Source organism: Lacticaseibacillus pantheris DSM 15945 = JCM 12539 = NBRC 106106 (assembly GCF_001591865.1).
Taxonomy (GTDB): domain Bacteria; phylum Bacillota; class Bacilli; order Lactobacillales; family Lactobacillaceae; genus Lacticaseibacillus; species Lacticaseibacillus pantheris.
Map to the genome: position 1 here is coordinate 1 of NZ_BCVS01000053.1, position 16,512 is coordinate 16,512.

The 16,512-nt window shown below is 53.7% G+C and carries 16 protein-coding genes; 12 read left to right on the forward strand and 4 right to left on the reverse strand.

The genetic code is table 11. The features are described 5' to 3' along the window. The 4 genes from LPA02S_RS06875 to LPA02S_RS06890 form a co-directional block, all read left to right on the forward strand. The coding region (locus LPA02S_RS06875) for a mucin-binding protein (protein WP_156471001.1) at positions 1–907 on the forward strand (907 nt) is incomplete at its 5' end. A gap of 142 nt (positions 908–1,049) precedes the next feature. Further along, positions 1,050–1,715: an NAD(P)H-dependent oxidoreductase gene (locus tag LPA02S_RS06880; RefSeq protein WP_054649694.1), complete on the forward strand. Its 666-nt coding sequence runs from the start codon at positions 1,050–1,052 to the stop codon at positions 1,713–1,715. Continuing rightward, the gene (locus tag LPA02S_RS06885; RefSeq protein ID WP_054649696.1) at positions 1,715–1,918 is read left to right on the forward strand and encodes a hypothetical protein; all 204 of its coding nucleotides are present in this window, start codon (positions 1,715–1,717) and stop codon (positions 1,916–1,918) included. The genes LPA02S_RS06880 and LPA02S_RS06885 overlap by 1 nt, the downstream gene beginning before the upstream one ends. Positions 1,919–1,954: 36 nt before the next feature. Continuing rightward, positions 1,955–2,473: a DUF308 domain-containing protein gene (locus tag LPA02S_RS06890; protein WP_054649698.1), complete on the forward strand. Its 519-nt coding sequence runs from the start codon at positions 1,955–1,957 to the stop codon at positions 2,471–2,473. Positions 2,474–2,521: 48 nt separating this feature from the next. Here the strand turns inward: LPA02S_RS06890 and LPA02S_RS06895 are convergent, their stop codons facing one another. The 3 genes from LPA02S_RS06895 to LPA02S_RS06905 all read right to left on the reverse strand — a co-directional run bounded on the left by LPA02S_RS06895 (position 2,522) and on the right by LPA02S_RS06905 (position 5,527). After that, positions 2,522–3,265, reverse strand: coding sequence for a C39 family peptidase (locus tag LPA02S_RS06895; protein WP_054649700.1), 744 nt, complete (start codon positions 3,263–3,265; stop codon positions 2,522–2,524). 117 nt (positions 3,266–3,382) lie between these two features. After that, complete coding sequence (locus LPA02S_RS06900) at positions 3,383–4,084, reverse strand: C39 family peptidase (RefSeq protein WP_056956278.1); 702 nt, start codon at positions 4,082–4,084, stop codon at positions 3,383–3,385. A gap of 264 nt (positions 4,085–4,348) precedes the next feature. After that, positions 4,349–5,527, reverse strand: a complete 1,179-nt coding sequence (locus tag LPA02S_RS06905; protein WP_225354985.1) for an MDR family MFS transporter — start codon at positions 5,525–5,527, stop codon at positions 4,349–4,351. A gap of 355 nt (positions 5,528–5,882) precedes the next feature. Here LPA02S_RS06905 and LPA02S_RS06910 point away from each other — a divergent pair, with 355 nt between their 5' ends. The 8 genes from LPA02S_RS06910 to LPA02S_RS06945 all read left to right on the forward strand — a co-directional run bounded on the left by LPA02S_RS06910 (position 5,883) and on the right by LPA02S_RS06945 (position 15,085). Then, the gene (locus LPA02S_RS06910) at positions 5,883–6,788 is read left to right on the forward strand and encodes a hypothetical protein (protein WP_056956274.1); all 906 of its coding nucleotides are present in this window, start codon (positions 5,883–5,885) and stop codon (positions 6,786–6,788) included. Then, complete coding sequence (locus tag LPA02S_RS06915; RefSeq protein WP_054649704.1) at positions 6,781–7,839, forward strand: hypothetical protein; 1,059 nt, start codon at positions 6,781–6,783, stop codon at positions 7,837–7,839. Before LPA02S_RS06910 ends, LPA02S_RS06915 begins: the two co-directional genes overlap by 8 nt. Positions 7,840–8,126: 287 nt before the next feature. Beyond that, complete coding sequence (thiD, locus tag LPA02S_RS06920) at positions 8,127–8,939, forward strand: bifunctional hydroxymethylpyrimidine kinase/phosphomethylpyrimidine kinase (RefSeq protein ID WP_054649706.1); 813 nt, start codon at positions 8,127–8,129, stop codon at positions 8,937–8,939. Positions 8,940–9,094: 155 nt separating this feature from the next. Beyond that, on the forward strand, positions 9,095–10,069 hold the full coding sequence (locus LPA02S_RS06925) for a LacI family DNA-binding transcriptional regulator (protein ID WP_082405348.1): 975 nt from the start codon (positions 9,095–9,097) through the stop codon (positions 10,067–10,069). 28 nt (positions 10,070–10,097) lie between these two features. Continuing rightward, complete coding sequence (locus LPA02S_RS06930; RefSeq protein WP_054649710.1) at positions 10,098–11,273, forward strand: galactokinase; 1,176 nt, start codon at positions 10,098–10,100, stop codon at positions 11,271–11,273. Between the two features lie 355 nt (positions 11,274–11,628). After that, positions 11,629–13,095 (forward strand): UDP-glucose--hexose-1-phosphate uridylyltransferase, encoded by a 1,467-nt coding sequence (locus LPA02S_RS06935; protein ID WP_225354986.1) that lies wholly within the window; start codon positions 11,629–11,631, stop codon positions 13,093–13,095. Positions 13,096–14,219: 1,124 nt separating this feature from the next. Continuing rightward, a complete protein-coding gene (locus tag LPA02S_RS06940) occupies positions 14,220–14,579 on the forward strand; it encodes an iron-sulfur cluster biosynthesis family protein (protein ID WP_054649712.1) in 360 nt (119 codons plus the stop codon). Positions 14,580–14,665: 86 nt separating this feature from the next. Then, positions 14,666–15,085, forward strand: coding sequence for a GNAT family N-acetyltransferase (locus tag LPA02S_RS06945; protein WP_056956270.1), 420 nt, complete (start codon positions 14,666–14,668; stop codon positions 15,083–15,085). Between the two features lie 102 nt (positions 15,086–15,187). Here LPA02S_RS06945 and LPA02S_RS06950 read toward each other — a convergent pair whose 3' ends face one another. Continuing rightward, positions 15,188–16,210 (reverse strand): zinc-binding alcohol dehydrogenase family protein, encoded by a 1,023-nt coding sequence (locus LPA02S_RS06950; RefSeq protein ID WP_056956268.1) that lies wholly within the window; start codon positions 16,208–16,210, stop codon positions 15,188–15,190. Positions 16,211–16,512: the final 302 nt, after the last annotated feature.

The following is a 16,512-nucleotide window of genomic DNA, read 5'->3' on the forward strand; positions in this document are numbered from 1 at the left end:
CCTGAACCGGACGGCCACGGAAACTGTGCGTTATGTGGACCAGAATGGCCAAACGGTGGCTACCAGCAGTCGGCAGACAATTCACTTTGTACGGACGGCAACGGTTGATATTAGTACCGCAACGCCAACCGTACGTTACGGAGCGTGGACACCGGCGACTGGCGATGGCACCTTTGCATCGGTTGCTAGTCCAACTGTTAAGGGGCTGACACCTGACCGGTCAGCAACCGGTGTTATGGCTGATGCAGGACCGTTCCCAATCAGCCTGGTTGTGACTTACTTTCCAACCGTTCAGAATATTGACCTGACGAACACCAAGACAACCGGTGACCTGCTCAATCCGGATAACCCAGACAGTCCGCGCTATCCAGGCGGTTTGACCGCTGGTGATTTGCAAATGACTGCGACCCGGACGGTGCACTTCGTTGATGGCTTCGGGCGGACGGTTGCGCCCGACGCGGTGGAAAGCATCCACTACGAACGGACGGCCAAAGTCGACTTTACGAACCCCGACAACCCACAAGTGACGTACGGAGCTTGGATTGCGGTTGGTACCAACGGCTTTGCAGCTGTCGGTGTACCTACTATTGCCGGGATGACACCTGACCGTACCATCGTGGAGGCCATGACGTTTAGCAAGGCTGCCAGTGATATGTCCGTGACGGTGGTTTACCACACGACGCCGCGGCACGTACTACCACAGACAGGCGGCAGTGTGGCCACGACGACGGCACGGAGCTTGCCACAAACTGGCGGTACAACTACACCTGCACCAACTAAGGCTGCGCGCTCGTTACCACAAACCGGTGACGACCACGAGTCTGCGGCTTCGTGGATTGGTCTGACCGTTCTGGGCATGTTGCTCGGACTGGTTGGTTACAAGAAACGCCGCGACGACGAAGATTAGTCGTTTACTCCACACAAATAGCGTCGTTGTTAGTTACCCATTGGGGGCGACTAGCAGCGGCGCCTTTGCGTTACTTACGACTAGTTTACGCACCCATGCTAATGCTACAATGTGCATAGTGTTTTTATAACAGGGGGTTGTTATGCGTACTTTAATCATCGTGAGTCATCCGGACATTGCGGCCAGCAGCACGCAGAGCTTCCTGGCCGCCACTGCCGCACTGGAGTCTGACAACGAGTTGGTGGCCCTTGACGAGCTGCCCGCTGCTGGCCGTCACGAGCTCTGGGACAAAGTTGTGACGGCGGACCGCATCATCCTGCAGTTTCCGCTCTACTGGTATAGCGCGCCTGCTAGCTTATGGGCGTGGCTCGATGAGGAGTGGACCGACCGTCACGTCAGTGTTGGGCGTGATGCAACCTTGAGCGGCAAGGATCTGGCGTTGGTTGTGACAACTGGTCACCCCGATGCGGCGTTTCGTGTCGGTGGTCTGGAAAAGGTCTCACTAGATGAACTGATGGCACCATTCTGGGCGTTAGCACGCAAAGCCGGCATGGTGGTCGTGCCGGCGGTGTACATCAACGACTTTGCACACCAGGACGACCAGGAACGTACGCAGACGTATATTCGTTACCGGCAATTGCTCAGTATGCGTCACCCCGGGGCACCCGAGGAAATGGCCGCGTGGTTCGCGCAACGAGCAGCGGCCCTGGGCGACGAACTAATCGCTACTGAGCTGACGGATCGCGACGATGACTTGGGGCAACTACGTGGTGTGGTCGGGGATTTACGACGGGGGAGTGATGACTGATGGACGATGTCGAGAATCAAGCACAGGCGGAGCGGACGACCTGGTTGTTGACGCGGGTCCGGACCAACCAGCAACAGGCGTCAAAGTATCAGGAGCAGCTGTTTTGGGCCGCCTGTGCCGATTTTGTCCGCCAACAGGACCACGAGTTGACGGTTGCGCATGGCGAGGTTGATGGGCGGACCTGGGATCACGAACAGTGGTAAACTAAAAAAACAGATTTGTATTGATGGAGGTTGTTTATGCAAAACAATTCACGGTGGGTCGGAATCGGCCCGAACATGGGCGTCGCGGTAGTTATGCTCGTGCTGGGAGTGGTCATTGCGGCCGCGCCCAAGCTGGTATTTAACAGTAGCGTGGCGATTATTGGTCTACTGCTGCTGATTCTGGGTATCTACCAGCTTATCATGGCGATTCGCCACCGGGGCGGAAGCCTGTACGGTGGGATTGTTTTGATTGTACTGTCGTTACTGGCAGAGGGGTTAGCGACTATTATCATTAGCATGTTACCCTTTTTCCTCGGCGTTATGCTGGTACTGTTTGGGGTGAACAAAATTCGCAACGCTACGGCTGACCGGGAATACGTGAACGTGCCGGCCTGGCCATCCGTTGTGTACGGCGTGTTGACCATCATTGCGGGAGCCGTGTTACTGTTCAATCCGTTTGGTACGGCGATGGTCGCCTTCCGTATCTTTGGTGGCTACCTCGTGGTGATGGCCATCCTGGAATGTGTGGATTGGTTCCGCCTGCGCCGCGGTTAAATAGTGACACAAAATGCCCGCTACGGTTGATGTAGCGGGCATTTATTTCTACTTATCCTGATTAATATAGATGGCCTGTTGCCCCATCTGCTTGTAGGCGGCCGCAAAGTCGTCCCAGTCTACGGCCTCGTTTTTCTGGCCGTACGGATTGTTGATGTAAATCAGTCGCTTGGCTTTGTTGTAGCCAGTAATCACGACGCTGTGCTGGGAGTAGGTCACCTTAATGTCACCTTGTGGCGTCGACCACTCTTCAAAGTCCTCAACCTTAGCAAAGGTGGCGGTGGTAATGGTCCACACCGGGTGGCCGGATGAGAGCGCGCGGATGACGGCACTAAAGTTACTGCCAGAAATGTCGGTGACGTTGCCGATGTAGTGCTTGGCTAACTTACGGATGGGCCCGTGGTAAACGCCCAGCCCCGGTGTATCACCGCTGACCGAACCCACAAATCCAACGTTTGGATTGCCGTGATCGCCGTCGTCGTACGTGAGCGGCACCGTCTTGATCGCGTCCGCCAGGTCGTTTTTAGACACGTCTTTACCGTAGTACTGTAGCAGCATGGCTAGCGAGGTGACTTCGCAGCCGTTGTACAACGCTGGAGACGACATTTGGTCAATCAACGGGACGTTGTACTTGACGTGACCCTTCACCGGAGCGTTCTGTTGCGTTGCCTGGTTTTCCCGATTGGTATTGTTTTGCGCAGTGTTGTCTTGTTGCTGGCGATAGAAAAGTAGCCCCGCCACGGCTAGTAACGTGATGATTAACGTCACCATCAAACGTACGGGATGTTTCATTGAATTGCCTCGTTCTTAATGAGATAGGTTCAACGTTAACACAAAAACGTCCCACAATTGCATATGGGGCGTTAGATTCACACTATTTTCATAATTAGTTACTTTCGTTAACCATTGCTACTTGATGTAAATCGCCTGTTGGCCCATCTGGTTATAGGCGGCCTGGAACTTGTCCCAGTTGACGGCTTTGTTTTTGTGACCATACGGATCGTTGACGTAGATAAGCTTCTGGGCGCGGTCGTACCCCGTGATGACGACCCCGTTCATTGAGTAGGTGATTTTGATGCGGCCCTGCGGCGTATCCCACCGCTGCCAATCATGGACGGGGGCAAAGGTGGTGGTGGTAATCGTCCACACTGGATGTCCCGTCGCCAGAATCCGCACGATTTGGTCAAAACTACTCCCTGAAACGTCACTGGCGTGATTCGTGTAGTGGTGCGCCAGCCGGATCATCGGTTGGTGGTAGGCGCCTAAACCGTAACTTTCTCCGGTGACTGAGCCGACGAAGCCCACGTTCGGGTTGCCGTGCTCGCCGTCTGGAAAGGTCCACGGCACGCGTGGTAGGTTCGCAGATAAGTTATTCTTGGTCTCGTGGTACCCATAATACTGTAGCAGCATTGCCATCGCGGTGACTTCACTACCATTGCCCAGTGCTGGCGGTGTGTCTTTGCGCAATAAGGGTACATCAAGTTGCACGTGCTCCTGCACGGGCACAATGCCAGCGTTTAGCAGCCGCTGGTAGACATCCAGTTTGTACGCCCCGAATACAGCCAGAATAACGACCCCGAGGACGATTAGGCCGTTTAAAATCTTCTTCATTGGGTTCCGCTCCCCGTCCCTTACGTTTTCCTACCGTCAAGGTAACGCATCTGGGCGCGTTCTGCAGGGGGTCCGTCGGCAAAATTATAAACTCTTTATAATTTAACGATTATCAAAAGTTTAGCGGGAATAAAGAGGGTTGACCACAGTGTGGTTAGCTCCCAAGCACTAACGTAATAAGGACGATATTCCCGAACTTAGGAATATCGTCCTTATTACGTTAGGTACAGGAAGTTGCATTGTGGTCCACGGTTGTTGGTCGGCTTATTCATCAACCGTGTGACTACGGGTCCAAGTACGGTTGATGAATGCGTGCACACCCGCTACGAGCACAATGATGATGGTTGCGGCCATGAAGAGAATTCGGTACGAACTGCCGTCAATAATCAGGGCACCAACGAGTGGTCCCAGAGCACGACCACTAGCAGCACACCCCTGGACGAAGCCTTGGTAGCGACCCTTTTGCGATTCGGGTGCAAAGCGGTCAACGTACGTCGAAATGGCGGGGAGTGCCGTGATTTCGCCCAGCGTCAGGATGGCCATGGAGGCGATAAAGATACTGTAGTGGTGCGCCACAATCAGTAGTGGGAAACTCACAGCGAGTAGGGCGATGCCACTGTAGATGCGTCCGTTGAGGTGTTTGGATAGCCAGTCGTCAAAGAACGTGAGGACGGGTTGGAAGGTGACGATGATGACGGCGTTAATGGTCCAGAGAAAACTGTAGTCGCGGACTTTGAGCCCCATACCGAGCATGTAGGCGGAGATGTTGCTGTTCCACTGTTCGTAGAAAACCCACACAATAATGAGAGTAATTAAAACGGTAATGACGGGCATGGCGAAGTGCACGCGCGACTTCGGTGCGTCACCGGGAACCGCGTGGCGGACTTGGGACCGACCGCGGTATTCGCCCAGCCAGATGGCAAATAACAATAGGTACATGGCGAAGGCTAGCGCGAAGACGATGGTGATACCCAGCGGCAGAACGAAGCCCACCGCCAAGGTCCCGAAGACCAGGCCGAGGTTGCTGGTGAAGTACAGCACGTTAAAAACATAGCTGGCCGGTCGGTTTTGAATCCGCGTAGCAAAGCCGTTGATGGCGGTCATCACGATACCGCTGCCGAACCCACTGATGACCAAAAAAATAGGATAGGCTGGCCAGCCGTGGAACGGCACCAGCAACCCGGTGGCGGTACTAACCAGGATGACCCCAATCAGCATGGTGCGGTCTTCGCGCCACTTATCGAATAAGCGGCCACCGATGATGTTGCCCACCACCTGCGCCATTGAGTTGAAGAAAAGCACGATGCCGGCTGTCGTCAACGTTTCGCCCAGGTACTGGTGCATGTATATGGTGGTTAACGGCCATATAAAGCTGGCCCCCGTATTGGTAATTAGGTATCCGAGAAATAACCACTTGAGTTTGAGCTCACGTTGCGTTGACACTACCGACACTCCCTTTCGTTTCTTGCTCCGTAGGCTAGTATATATTTGCGTTTACGCCTTTGGCTAGCAAGATGAGCAAATGATGGGCAACATATGGGCACTTTGCTCATTTCGCGCGGGTGCAAAGCCGTTGCCAGCAACCGTTGTTAGTGTTCACCAGTAATTTGTGGGTGCAAATTTTGGTTGGGGCGGGGTGCGGGCGACCCACTACCCGCGTCTTAGTTATGGCACCGCGCATGCTCAAAAATTAGCTTTCCGGAAAAACCGCGTCGTTACGGGCAGTTTGGGCTTGTCATCACGTCTAGATGCGGTAAAATGGTGTTATTAGAACAATAAGAATAATGGGGTATAAAACATGTCAGTAGAAACGAGCCTCAAATACCAACAGAATTTTTTTGATCATTTTGCCTCGGCGTGGGCCGACCAATCAACGTTCCGTATCTACCAGGGCATTGATGATACCGCCGCTAACTTGCGACTGGATGCACACGACGTCCCAGGATACATATTGGCGTACGACAAGCAGGCCGAACAGGAACTGATGGATTTTCTCCAAAGTGGCCTGGTAAGCTGGCTGCGTGAGCACGTACCGTTCTTTGACGTCACTGATGATGGGCGGGTCTTCTTTGGTGACTGGTACCACCGCCGTCAGTTTGGCCGTCTGGATGTGATTAACCGCACCATTTTGCACCAGACGGATGAACAGCGGGCTATCATGCCACAGCTATCCAGCTTTGCGGACCACCAGGCGACCTACCTGGACGACCAATTGGAGGACATGCGGCGGCAGGTATACCAGAACGCCACGGACCTTCACAACCAGTTGGAGATGCTGGAAGCGGACCAGGCGGGCGAAAGCGAGGCCAGCACCGGCGGCCGCGTTGCCAGCAATGCTGCTAGCAGTGGCGCTACGGGTAGCGGCCTACGGGGACTCTTGCGGAACTTCATTGATCCTGATGAAGACGGGGACGATGATGAACCGGCACCCGCACGCCCGGCCCGGCAGCCACAACGTCGTGGCAATGGGTTGGATATCAACCGCGTGCGGCGTCAGTTTGATCAGGCCAAAGCCGAGGCTGACAAGGAATTTGACAGTCAAAAGCGGCAGTTACAGGTTGCTGCGGCGGTTACTAACTACGAGTACCAGGCGCTCACGAAGCAGTACGACACGGTTGCCGACTTTGCGAACGTCCTCACCAACATGCCGGACGACTACATGCAGGCGCTGAAGGCACGGGAAGGGGGACGTCACGATGCTTAATCTCAACGACAAAGAAACACTTGATATCATTACGACCCAGATGGAGGCCGCCACTGCGCGGACACGGACCACGCTCAAGTACGAGGAACGGGTCAACCAGTTCTCTAGTAGCCCGGTCTGGTCTGCTAACGATACGGCGCATACGAACCTCATCCACGAATTCACGGAGTTACTAGCTAACAAGCTGGTCCAGTCCTTTAACGCGACCCAGGGCCTGCACGAAACCGACTTTATGGACCGTTTCTGGTTGCAAAGTACCGCAACGGACTCCGAACATTCAACCATTACGGCGTTCTTGGCCAGTGACGGTGATAACCACGAGCTGATGAGCATTATTGACCCGCTCAGCACCGATGGCTATATGGTCGCCACTAACCTGCCGACTTTGCTGCAGATTACGGCCCAGGATGGCCCCCAGATTGACTATAGCGAATCCGAAATGAAGGCCCTGAGTGCGTTGACTAAGGCGTTGTACGCGACGGGATACCAGTTCCGTAGTGTGGATGAAACCGTGCTGCAGCCGGTTGCGGGCCTGACCTTTGGCACCAAGTTTGATAACGACAAGCCGCTGACTAATAGTGCCACCATCACGGAGCCCGGCAATGTTCGTCTCTTTGTGGAAACGGACGATCCGGTTGCGAGCTTCCACGTTTATGACGATGAGGGCCACGACTGGATGGACCTCGGTGCGGCGTCGGAACCTGGTGACGGGTTGGCGTGGGAATCGACGACCATTCCGGATGAGTTGGTGGGGAGTAATTTGACCCTATCCGTTAACGTGCACAGCGACCAGAACGTCCCGGCGCTGGACGAGCTGTTTGTGACGGCGGCGAACAACGCCATCCTCATGCGGGAAACAACGCGTGAGGGCCAGTACGTGCTAGCGCTGCCGGACCACAACGATTTGACCGTGACGGTTGATGCCGAGCAGGGTAACATTTCGTTGGGCTACCCGGACGCGACGGTACAGGTCGTTGAGCTGGTTCACAACTACGCGTTCTTGGGCACGTGGTTACGGGGAGTGCTACCAAAGCGGCCAGCTTTTAACTAATAACGAATATTAATGGTAGCGTGAGTGGATTTCATGCAGAATGACACGAACATGACTATCTTTTCATGGCAGGACGGGGTATTATCTACGTGAGTCCTGCTTTTTTGATACCAGAGCGGAGCAAGGCGGTTAGAAAGCGGAGTGTAACGTGCTCGCACCGAAAGGCCCGGGTTTGGCCTTTTGGTGGGAGCGGGTTACATGCAGCTTTCTGCCTTGGGGAGCTCGACGATCAAAGCACCATCTTTTCAGTAACAATATTTCAGTTAATTTTGAGGAGGCTGCACTAGATGGCAAATGAGTACCCACAGGTAATGGTAATTGGTGGTTCCGATAGTGACGGTTCCGCCGGAATTGAAGCGGATTTGCACAGCTTCTTCATGCGCGGTGTGTACGGCACAGTTGTACTGACCGCCGCGGTGGCAGGCAATTCGTACGGTATTCACGATAGTGTGACAATGCCGCTACCATTTATTAGTACTGAATTTAAGGTGTTGGCCGATGACTTGCACGTCCGGGCCGCCAAAACGGGGATGCTGGCTGATGCCGATTTAATTAATACGGTCGCCGACAACTGGGAAAAGTATGATTTTGGCCAGCTGGTGTTGGATCCCGTCATTGTTACAAAGCACGGTAACCTGCTGTTGGAGGCTGACGCATTCGAAACGCTGAAGTCCCGGTTGATCCCGCTGGCCGACGTCATGACCCCTAACTTCTATGAGGCTGAACATTTGGTTGGCCGCAAGCTAACCAGTAAGGCTGAAATTGAACAGGCTGCACACGAACTGCAGGCGATGGGCGCCAAGAACGTGCTGCTCAAAGGTGAGCGGGTCGGCGGTGACCAAACCACGGTGGACGACTTTGTTCTGCTCGAAGACGGCAAGTCATTCTGGCTACCGGCCGAGTTCTTTGACACCGACCGGCGTAACGGTACCGGCGACACCGTCAGTGCTGTTATTGCGGCCGAGTTGGCGAAGGGCACGGACGTAGAAAGCGCTATTCGGATTGCCCGCGCGTTCGTCACTAACGCAATCGGTCATGAGATTGCTGTGGGACACAAGTTTGGTCCGATTAACCACTGGGCTAACGATCCCGCATTTTAAAACAAACAAAGAGTGTCCGTTGCCGCATTGTTGCGGTAGCGGATTTTTTGTTGACTGTGGTAAAAGTTTACTGAATTTTAGTAAAGAAAAGGTTTACATTTTACTTCAATCAGTTTACAGTGAAATCATGTTAGGGGGGGAGCGCCATCGCAACTTTGAAGGACATTGCTGAGCGGGCGTCGGTTTCTGTAGCGACCGTCTCACGGGTATTAAGCGGCGACACGACGCTATCCGTCGGGGCGTCCACCAGGCAGCGAATTTTTGCCGCGGCTGAAGCTTTAAACTACACGAAACATAAACGCCGGCAGTCGCAAAGTCGCGGTACTGTTGCTCTCATGCTGTGGTATACCGAGGCACAGGAGGACGGGGACTTGTATTACCGTTCCATTCGCTGGGGCGTCGAGAACGAGCTCGCTCGGCTGGGTTACCAGTTAACGCGAGTGTTTCCGGGGGAGGCATTACCGGCGGATCATGACATTACCGGGATAATTGCGGTGGGCAAGTATAGCGATGAGCAATTGGAGTCTATACGGCATCATTCAGTGCCCCTAGTGGTCGTTGATCAGGACGTCTTAGCTGCTGGTATTACTTGCGTGGTCCCGGACTTCGCCACTGCGGTGAAACAAGTGGCACAAAGATTTATCGGGGCAGGCCACCAACTGATGGGGATGATTGCCGGGCAGGAGCAGACCACTGACCATGTGACTTTGCACGACCCGCGGCCCGATTTATTCGTTAGGGCGGTTACGGACGGGAGTCGTGCCCAGCCGTTAGTGGCTACCGGGGAATTTTCAACCGAAAGCGGGTACGCAACAATGCGGGCGTTGTTGCAAAGTACGCCCAGAGCGCAGGTGCCCACCGCCTTCTTTGTTGCCAACGACACCATGGCGATTGGGGCAATTAAGGCGTTGCAAGAAGCCGACCTGGAGGTGCCGGGTGACGTGACGGTGGTCGGTTTTGATGACCTGGCCATTGGTCGCTACCTGACGCCGGCCCTCAGTACCGTGCACGTCGCAACTCAGGAAATGGGGCGCATTGGGGTGCAAGCTTTGCACTCACTAATTGGTGACCAAATACAAACGCCCACCCGCACGACGCTGGCTAGTACGCTCGTTAATCGGCAGAGTTAGATAAAACACACGATAAGGGGAATCGATTATGGACACAAATGAACTGGTTGAAGGTTTTCAGCAGCAATTTGGCCACAGCGCGGACGCGACGTACTTTGCGCCGGGCCGGATTAATTTAATTGGTGAGTATACGGATTTCAACGGTGGTCACGTGTTCCCGTGTGCAATCAGTTTAGGGACCTACGCTACGGTGGGTGCCAATGACCAGGATGCGCTGCGCCTTTACTCCGCCAACTTTGCGGAGCGGGGTGTGATTGAGATTCCGTTGACCCAGATTGACACACCCAAAGAAGGGCAGTGGACCGACTACGTGAAGGGGATGGCGCGCGAACTCCTGGCGCATGGTGCTAAGTTAACTCACGGATTGGACATATACATACAGGGCAACTTGCCGAATGGTGCGGGGCTGTCCTCATCCGCGTCGTTGGAGATGCTGACCGGGACGATTCTCCAGGCGGAGTTCGGCCTCAGCTTTGAACCCGTTGAGCTGGTCAAGATGGGTCAGCTAGTGGAGAATAATTACATTGGTGTGAACTCGGGCATCATGGACCAGTTTGCGGTAGAGATGGGTCGCGCCCAGCACGCAACGTTTATGGATACGAACACGCTGGAGTATGAATCCGTACCTTTGGATTTGCAGGACAATGTCATTTTAATTATGAACACCAACAAGCGTCGGGAACTGACCGATTCCAAATATAACGAGCGCCGGAGTGAATGTGAGGAAGCTTTAGCCCGGTTGCAGCGGCAATTGGATATACAAAGTTTGGGCGACCTGGATGAAAACACGTTTGACGAGTATAGCTACTTGATTTACGATGCCACGTTGATTAAGCGGGCGCGCCACGCGGTTGTAGAAAACCAACGTACGATTTGGGCGGCGACGGCGCTTAAGGCGGGTGACCTAGAGCGGTTTAGTCGGTTAGTTTCGGCCTCTGGCGTCAGCTTAGCGTATGATTTTGAGGTCACTGGCGTTGAGTTGGATACGTTGGTCACGACGGCTTTGCAGCAGCCGGGAGTATTGGGAGCGCGGATGACGGGCGCCGGTTTTGGCGGCTGTGCAATTGCAATTGTCAATAAGGATGCGGTTGCGGACGTCAAGCAGGCCGTCGGGGACCATTATCGCGATGTAGTGGGGTATGACGCGGACTTTTATGTGGCGGAGATTGGGAACGGGCCGGAGAGAGCGCAGCAGGCCGTTTAGAAAGCAGAGTCTAAGTAACTATCGCCGAAAGGCCCGGGTCTGGCCTTTTGGTGATAGTTACTTAGACGTCGCTTTCTGGCCTGTGGAGCTCGTTTTCATAAGCACGAATAACGGGGAAATGTGGTAGCATTCCCGGACCAGGTTGGTAAAGGCCCGGGTTTGGCCTTTTGGTTAGAGTTGCTTATGCGGCGTCTTCTGGGCTATGGAGCTCGTTTAAGGGAGAGAGCGCAGCAGGCCGTTTAGACGTCGCTTTCTGGCCTGTGGAGCTCGTTTTCATAAGCACGAATAACGGGGAAATGTGGTAGCATTCCCGGACCAGATTGGTAAAGGTCCACACGGTGGAAGGATGTGCGAATTGAGAACTGCAGTTGACCGGCATGGTGAATATATTTTGGCAACCAACCCGCAGTACACGGAGATGGATCGTGTGTATTTAACGAATCGTATTCTCGGGATGGTTGGTGATGCTGCGGCGGATGTGCCTGGTAAAGACGACGCGCTCGCTAATTTGGATGCGCTCATCGACGCGGCGGTTGTTAATGGCGTCATTGATGATGCGCAATCGGCACGGGCTATTTTGGGCTCTAGACTGATGGACCTTGCTACGCCAACGCCAAGCGGAGTGAACAGTACCTTTAATGATAAATATCAGGATAGTCCCCAAGCCGCAACGGATTGGTTCTACAGTTTATCACGGGCCAATAATTATATTCAGACGCGGGCAATCGCGCAAAACGTTGCATTCCGTACACCGACGGAGTTTGGCGATTTGGAAATCACCATTAACCTGTCCAAGCCGGAAAAGGATCCCCGCGATATTGCGGCCGCGGCCCGGCAACAGCAAAGTGGTTACCCGGCGTGCCAACTTTGCCTTGAAAATGAGGGCTATGCTGGGCGGGCTGATTTTCCTGCCCGGTCGAATCACCGTATTGTGCGTTTTGAATTGGGCGGGCAAACGTGGGGGCTGCAGTATTCGCCGTACGCCTATTTCAGTGAGCACGCCATTTTTCTGGATGCAGTCCACGAGCCCATGCATATCAACGCGCGCACGTTTACGAATTTGCTCGATATTGTGACGTGGTTGCCACACTACTTTGCGGGGTCCAACGCTGACCTCCCGATTGTCGGTGGCTCAATGTTGGCACACGAACATTATCAGGGCGGGCGCCATACGATGCCCATGGCGGTGGCCAAAGTTGAGCGGGTAATCGACCTGCCGGATTATGCCGACGTACAAGCGGGAATTTTAAATTGGCCGATGAGTGTGATTCGCCTGACGTCAGCCAATCGGAGCAGTATTGCTGCTGCCGCGGAACATATTCGCGCGGTGTGGGCCGAATATTCTGATCCCGCCGTGGATATTCTCGCTGTGACTGACGACGGCACTAAACATCACACCGTGACTCCGATTGCGCGGCGTATGGGGGATGATTACCAGCTGGATATTGTCTTGCGCGATAATCAGACGTCAGCGAAATATCCGGATGGTATTTTCCACCCACACCAGGATGTTCAGCACATCAAAAGGGAAAATATCGGCCTGATCGAAGTGATGGGACTGGCTATTTTACCAGCCCGTTTGTTGTCCGAGATGGATGAGGTGCGCAAATACCTGTTGGGTGAACCGAACCACATGGCGGTAATGCACCAAGAGTGGGCGGACCAGCTACGGGAACAGTACACGTGGACTGCCGATAACGCTGAGACCCAATTGCAGCAGGCCATCGGGCACGTGTTTGCGCGCGTATTGGCGGATGCCGGCGTGTTCAAGCGGACGGACAAGGGACGTAAGGCGTTTGGGCGGTTTGTTGATCAGTTGTAGATGAAACTAACGGTTTATAGCACAATGGATAAAGGTAACGCCCACTGCAAGGTTGTTTGACTTTGCGGCGGGCGTTTTTGCTTTTTTCTGTTGAGCATTGGTAGTTGAGAGTACCAGTGGAGTGTGCTACTATGCGAGGTCTGACTGCGGTCAAATCAGTAAACGCTCCAGTCTCTCGGCTGTGCTTTGCACACTGGCCTTGCAATTAGCAGACCCTAAGCGATGGGGCACACAACTGACTGGGGTCTGACCACTATCAAGTCAGTAAACGCTACAGTCTCTCGGCGGTGCTTACGCACAGCCTCCGAGTAGCACTCCCTAAGCGCTAAAGCGCAAAGGGACTGCGTAGAAAAAAATAGGCCCCGTCGTCCGAACGGGGCCTCAAATGAGGGAGGTGTGGAATCTGGGAATTCCACAGTTATGAAGAAGAGGTAGCAGATGAGGTTCTGGGTTCCTCATCTCTACACTCATTATACTAGTCGCTAATTGTGAAGATTTTGCGGTGGTTTTTTGTTAATTTGCGATAAATATCGTTGTTGGACAAAATATGCAAGGAATAATTGCAGATTTATACCGCTTGAGGGGTAGCGGGGAAATTTTCCTGATTAGTTAGGAGATGGTGCTATTTTCTTTCTGGATTTTTGGCTAAGTAGAGAAAGATGATTTGTTCGTATTTACCCTCGAAGTCGTCTTTACATGACTGGGCACTCTGCCTTGTGGGATTTGACTGCTGTCAAACCAGTAAACGCCACAGTCTCTCGGCGGTGCTTTGCACAGCCTCCGAGTGGCAGTCCCTAAGCGCTAAAGCGCTAAGGGACTACTCAAAAAGACTGCCGGGGGTTGAGCCGACAGTCCATGGAGTAAGGGTCTGTTGACCGGCGGGTAAACCGGCCAACTATTTTACTTTGGAGGAGTAAAATGAAAAAAAGTTGGGTTGGGTATCGGGATAAGTATTGCCTCATCTCGATGGTCCCTATATTAGCGGCTAATTGTGAAGAAAGTGTGACGAAAACAACACAGACATTTTAAAAGAATGTAAAGACGCGCAAATAATCCTGTGGGTTTACTATAAGTGTTGCTTTTGGAACCGCTTTCCGCTATTCTTTTGGCAAGAGGTGATTAATATGGAAATTCGTTTTGATGACGCTACTAGCAAGTTTATTCAAGACCGCCTGGGTGACAACAAGCTATTGCTGACCTTTGAAGACGGTGTTGGGCCTTACTCTCAACATGCCATGATGCACATGCAGACCCAATTTACCGTTAACATCGTCAAACCCGATGCGGATACTAGCGATTACGATCTCACCATCAACAGTAACCTCGGTCCCGTCTTGGTCAAAGGGTACTCCTCTGACTATCTGGACCCACACCTGTCACTGCACAATAACGCTAGTGATGGTAGCTGGTCGCTCCATGGCGACGTCGGCGTTCTTGACGATGATGTGCATTTCATCGACTTTATTACTAACGAACGTAAGTAATTTTCTAATGAAAATATTAATTAGGGTGGACTTTGTGCGCTTGTGCGGTAGAATCATGACGACTAATAATTTCGGAGGCCGTTTTGATGGTTGAGTATATGTTTGAGCGTGGGTTGAACATCCATGAAATTAAGGCACTGTATGGCGGTGCTGGTTGGCAAGCGGAGGCGGACAACGCCGCGACTTTGGCCGAAGGGTTGGCTAACTCAACGGTGATGACCGCGCGTGACAACGGTCGGCTTGTGGGGATGGTGCGTGGCGTCTCCGACATGCACACCGTGTTGCTGCTGGATCAACTGGTCGTTCTGCCTGAATACCAGGAAGATGGTGTTGATGCCCACTTGCTACAGGAAATGATCGAGTACTTCCGGCAGGTAGAAAGCATCGTGGCGGTTGGTCATGACGATCACTTGAACCGTCTACTGCAAGACAACGGGTTTCGTGCCGGCGATGAAAAGAGCCCGTGCCTTATTCGGCCTAAACAGCTCGTTGAAACTGATTTTTAACGCATAAAGGCAACCTAGATTGACATGCGAAAAAGGGACTGACGCACATCTTCCGTGTACGGAGGGTGTGGGTCAGTCCCTTTGTTTTGCTCTCAACCACTATTACTCCCAGCCACCACTGACCACTACTTTGCCGGCGGTATGGCCGGTTTCCACCGCGGCAGTAGCCTCGCGGAGGTTGTCAACGGTAATGGGTGTCAGGTTCGTGGTGACGTCGCTGGTAATCGTGCCCGCCGCCAGTAATCCGGCCAGCCGCAACAGGATGGCTCCCTGGGAATCGAGGTCTACCTGGTTGTCAGTCTTGGCGAACATGTACTCAAAGTCGAGGCTGGCGGCCTTGTTCTTGAGCAACGTGACGTCCAGTGGTGCGGTCGGAGTCACTAGCGCACCGACGTGTCCCAAAGGTGCAACCAGTTTGGTCGCCGGCATAATGTAGGGTTCAGTCTGGTGGAGGATGGCCACGCCGTCCACGGTGGCAAAGCCGGCCCGCTGGACGCTCTCGATGAGGTTGTCATGATAATCAACCGCCACGTCCACGTGGTGTTGTTGTAGCCAGTCAAAGTGGCGTGGGCTGGCCGTCGCGATGACTTTGAGCCCGGCCCAGTGCGCTAGCTGGGCCATCATGGATCCGACACCGCCCGCCCCGTTAATGATGAGCAGACTTTGCCCCGCGTTAGCACCGGCATCGGGGAGGAAGCCCATCCGTTCAAAGAGGAGTTCCCAGGCCGTGAGCCCCACCAGTGGCAAAGCCGCGAGGGCCGCATCGTCAGGACCCGCCGGCGCTTTGGCCGCGATGCGCGCATCCACCACGTGGTAACGCTGATTGGCACCGGGGCGCGTGGTTGTACCGGCGTAGAGCACCCGGTCGCCCACGTGAAAGCCCGTGACCTGATGACCTGTTGCAACGATGGTTCCGGTAGCGTCGTAGCCCTGAATGGTCGGTTCCTCGGACTCGGATATGTTGACGCGTAGCTTAGTATCAATAGGGTTGACGCTGACCGCCTGCACTGCGACCACTAAGTCCATGGGGCCGGCGGTCGGCATGGGCAAGTCTACATACTGCAATGCGTCTGGGTCAGTGAGTGGAAGTCCGGCGTAGAAGCCGATACCGATGTTTTTTGTCATGGTGCTCTCCTTTGCTTGGTGAGAAGTGTTGTTTACGGTGGTCTGAAACGGATGCTGGATTGCTGAATTTTGTGGGCAAAAACTTTGATTGTGGCTATCTTAATTAGCTTGGTGGGGAATGCTGCCGTGCGCCTGCGTTAGTCGTGATTACTGAAATGGGTTGCGCAAGGCAGAAAGCGACGCATAAGGTACTATCACCAAAAGGCCAAGTGCAGGGTGTAATCAACTTGGTGGGGGAATGCTGCGGCGCTTCCACGTTAGTCGTGCTTATTGAAACGAGCTCCGCCCCGCAGAAACTTGCG

Coding starts and splice junctions, on each gene's coding strand:
- LPA02S_RS06945 (WP_056956270.1), top strand. CDS start 14,666: ATGGTTGAGTATATGTTTGAGCGTGGGTTGAACATCCATGAAATTAAG.
- LPA02S_RS06910 (WP_056956274.1), top strand. CDS start 5,883: ATGTCAGTAGAAACGAGCCTCAAATACCAACAGAATTTTTTTGATCAT.
- LPA02S_RS06940 (WP_054649712.1), top strand. CDS start 14,220: ATGGAAATTCGTTTTGATGACGCTACTAGCAAGTTTATTCAAGACCGC.
- LPA02S_RS06895 (WP_054649700.1), bottom strand. CDS start 3,265: ATGAAACATCCCGTACGTTTGATGGTGACGTTAATCATCACGTTACTA.
- LPA02S_RS06880 (WP_054649694.1), top strand. CDS start 1,050: ATGCGTACTTTAATCATCGTGAGTCATCCGGACATTGCGGCCAGCAGC.
- thiD (WP_054649706.1), top strand. CDS start 8,127: ATGGCAAATGAGTACCCACAGGTAATGGTAATTGGTGGTTCCGATAGT.
- LPA02S_RS06950 (WP_056956268.1), bottom strand. CDS start 16,210: ATGACAAAAAACATCGGTATCGGCTTCTACGCCGGACTTCCACTCACT.
- LPA02S_RS06885 (WP_054649696.1), top strand. CDS start 1,715: ATGGACGATGTCGAGAATCAAGCACAGGCGGAGCGGACGACCTGGTTG.
- LPA02S_RS06915 (WP_054649704.1), top strand. CDS start 6,781: ATGCTTAATCTCAACGACAAAGAAACACTTGATATCATTACGACCCAG.
- LPA02S_RS06900 (WP_056956278.1), bottom strand. CDS start 4,084: ATGAAGAAGATTTTAAACGGCCTAATCGTCCTCGGGGTCGTTATTCTG.
- LPA02S_RS06890 (WP_054649698.1), top strand. CDS start 1,955: ATGCAAAACAATTCACGGTGGGTCGGAATCGGCCCGAACATGGGCGTC.
- LPA02S_RS06930 (WP_054649710.1), top strand. CDS start 10,098: ATGGACACAAATGAACTGGTTGAAGGTTTTCAGCAGCAATTTGGCCAC.